Source organism: Romboutsia sp., assembly GCF_035470145.1.
Classification (GTDB): Bacteria; Bacillota; Clostridia; order Peptostreptococcales; family Peptostreptococcaceae; genus Romboutsia_D.
Genome location: NZ_DATIRC010000255.1, coordinates 1 through 2,845, shown reverse-complemented (window position 1 = coordinate 2,845; position 2,845 = coordinate 1). Strand labels below are relative to the sequence as shown.

Genomic DNA, 2,845 nt, shown 5'->3' with positions numbered 1-2,845 from the left:
AAGATTAATTTCATTTTTCAATATTTTAAATGATAATAAATTTATAACTTTTAATCATAGGGAGAAGTAAATTAATGGATACTATAATATATATACTACTATTTGCACTTGCAACTGTCATAATATATATCTGGGGATTACTTAAAGAACAACGAAAATCAAAGGACTTATTTGATATCCTTTATAAAAAAGGTGAGAAAGCTATTATTAAAGCTTTTAAAGATAAAGGATGCTTATCTAAAAAAGATATAGAAAACGAATTAGTTAATTTAAAATCTTCTTTATTTTATACTAAAGACAAGCTTGTTATAACTGATTCTTCTCATTTTGCAAAAATTCTTATTGGTAAAATGTTAAATAATGGTACTATCTTTAAAACTAGTAATGGTTATTCTTTAAAATCTGAAACTTTAAATAATGTAAAATGAATTTATTTTATATTATAAAATACCATAAAAGGAGTTATGGTGTATCTAGAATGCATAACTCCTTTTTTATATTAAGCATAGCACTTACAATTATTTTACTTTTCTTTTAAAGATTTTAGTACATTACACATTGTATCTAGCTCTTCTTTTGATAATTCATCAAATTTTTCTAGCCTATTTATTATATCCCCTATTAATTTATTTCTATATTCTTCTTTACTAAATTGTATTGCTTGTATCTTTTCTGGTATTTTTGTATTTTCATCTTTATATTTTTTTTCTTCTTGTTTTACAAAATACGTAGATAAAGTTGATGTTAACGAACCTATAAATCCAATACCCATTATCATTAAAATCGATGCAACAATTCTTCCTAGAGATGATGCTGGTGATATGTCTCCATATCCGACAGTTGTCACGGTTACAATACTCCACCAAAGTGCATCTCCCATGCTTATATTCTCTACGTAAGACATTATTACAGAACCTACAAATATTATAATCATAGCTATACCTATAGTGTGATCAAAGTTGTTTGTTTTCATGAATTCGGAAAGGTTTTTATTGGTTCTTTTTATAATAGCTAATACTCTTACAACCTGACTTAGTTCTGACAATCTTGCTAATCTGCCTATTTTTAATATATTTAACGTTTTAAACACTCTAAAAATTGAATACAGAGGTATAATGGATATTAAATCTATTAAATTTCTTTTTATAAACCTTCTTTTATTTCTACTTTTATACAGTCTAACCACATAATCTATTACAAATATTATCCATATTACAAAATCAATAGCCCCTAATAACCTTTGAGTTTCATAACTTAAATTCATTGTTAATTGTAAAACCAAAACCAAGGCAATTACTACTGAAAATAATGCCATACTCATGTGATAAGCAATATATTTTTTTCTCATTTATTTAATAAAATATATTTTCTCCATTTTTATAATGCCAACTCCCCTTGCAACCTTCATTATATGCTCCTAATTTAAAATGAAGCATTGAAATCCTTAAATATATTCCATGTATCCAATGCTTTCTCAAATCCATATATTCATATCCTTTCTATATACGATTTTATCTATATTTAGTTTGTATATTTTCCTTAATTATATTTACATCTTTTGATATTTTTTCCTCATTTTCATTACTTTTTTTAAGAATTTTATCTGCACTTAAATTTATTCCTATAGCTCCTATTGGTGCTGTAATAAGAACACTAAGTATAGCTATTGCTTGCATTATTGCTCCCCCACTAACTCCCATTTGTAATGGTATGGATGCTTTTGCTGATTGTACTGTTGCCTTTGGTAAATACGCTATTACACAAAATAGTTTTTCTTTTTTAGTAAGATTTGTTCCATGCAGCGCAATTATAACTCCTATTGAACGTATTGTTAGTGATATAGTAAGTATTGCTATACCAATTAAAAAATACTGACCTACTAATGATGGATTTATAGCCATTCCTACGAAAGTGAATAAATACAACTTTCCTGTTTTCCAAATATGATTCATCTTTTCTAATATTATCTTTGAGCTATCTTGTATATAATTTCTAATAAAGAATCCATATACCATTACAGCTAATAATGAGTTAAATATCTCTATGTGTAAATTCTTTTCTATGAATCTCATACCCATACAAATTGTAAAAACTAATACAACCTTACCATAATCATTACTTATTTTTTCTATAGCCTTTTTACTTATCTTAAATATTGCAAATCCAATTACTATACTTAAAGTAATTGTTATAGGTATTAATAACATTTGCATTAATACTGAAGTGTTTTTACCTACTTCACTTTGCATATATATTCCTAAAAATGTTGTAAAAAAAGTTATTGCTATAGTATCATCACAACTCGCTCCTACTAATAACATTTGTGGTATTGCTTTGTCTTGACCTAATTTTCGGTTTATTAACGATACCATCGATGGTATTAGGACAGCCGGACTAACTGCGGCTATTATAAATCCAAGTATCGCACCTTGAACAAATGTAAAATCTAAAAATGTCATACATAAAAAGGCCACAGCAAACCCTTCTAGCGTTGCTGGTATTACACTTAATAAAACTGCTGGCTTACCTATTTGTTTTATTTGAGATAAACTTATTCCAAGCCCGCCTATAAATAAAACCGCTACAAGTGCTATATCTTTTATAAACGGAGCTATTTTTAAAGTACTTTGTGGTACTAAATTAAATATTGCCGGCCCTATTAACATCCCTAATATCATCATTCCTATTAAAGACGGTAACTTTATTTTTTCTACTAATTTACCGCTGTAGTTTGCTAAAACTCCTATTATTACTAAACTTATTAATACTGTTGTCATATCTCTCCTCCTATAATTTAAAGTTATAATAAAAACTTTTATTCCTCATAAAACAATAACCTTTAAAC

The 2,845-nt window shown here is 26.9% G+C and carries 4 protein-coding genes; 1 reads left to right on the top strand and 3 read right to left on the bottom strand.

From position 1 onward, the window contains the following. The first annotated feature begins 74 nt into the window (after positions 1–74). On the top strand, positions 75–428 hold the full coding sequence (locus VLM92_RS10890) for a hypothetical protein (RefSeq protein ID WP_325276373.1): 354 nt from the start codon (positions 75–77) through the stop codon (positions 426–428). Between the two features lie 95 nt (positions 429–523). Here the strand turns inward: VLM92_RS10890 and VLM92_RS10885 are convergent, their stop codons facing one another. The 3 genes from VLM92_RS10885 to VLM92_RS10875 are packed head-to-tail and all read right to left on the bottom strand — an operon-like array spanning position 524 to position 2,777. After that, a complete protein-coding gene (locus VLM92_RS10885) occupies positions 524–1,348 on the bottom strand; it encodes a potassium channel family protein (RefSeq protein ID WP_325276372.1) in 825 nt (274 codons plus the stop codon). A gap of 4 nt (positions 1,349–1,352) precedes the next feature. Further along, positions 1,353–1,484, bottom strand: coding sequence for a hypothetical protein (locus VLM92_RS10880; protein ID WP_325276371.1), 132 nt, complete (start codon positions 1,482–1,484; stop codon positions 1,353–1,355). A gap of 27 nt (positions 1,485–1,511) precedes the next feature. After that, positions 1,512–2,777: a cation:proton antiporter gene (locus VLM92_RS10875; RefSeq protein WP_325276370.1), complete on the bottom strand. Its 1,266-nt coding sequence runs from the start codon at positions 2,775–2,777 to the stop codon at positions 1,512–1,514. Positions 2,778–2,845 lie beyond the last annotated feature (68 nt).